Here is a 315-nt window from a genome sequence, read left to right on the forward strand (position 1 = left end):
CTCGTCGTCCGTGTCTGCACCCCGGCACGATTGCGGCCCTCAGCGTCCGTGTCATCCAGAGAGTGGATGGGCGGCGCCCAAACGGCGGGCGAGAAACTGCGGGAGGCCTGTGTTTCGCTGAGACCCGGTGGCGCGCTCGCAAGGGCGGCGCTTGTCGCCGCCCTGTGGGTCGTGGCGAGCGCCGGACAGGCAAGGCCTACTCAGGGCCGGCACTGCATCGACCGCAGAGTCGAGCACGTTTTGTTTCTCAGTAGGGCCCGAAGCACACAGGTCTTGTCGACAAGGCGACGGGCCCGAAGGATCTCCCATCTAACT

The sequence above is a fragment of the Candidatus Hydrogenedentota bacterium genome (assembly GCA_016791475.1).
Classification (GTDB): domain Bacteria; phylum Hydrogenedentota; class Hydrogenedentia; order Hydrogenedentales; family JAEUWI01; genus JAEUWI01.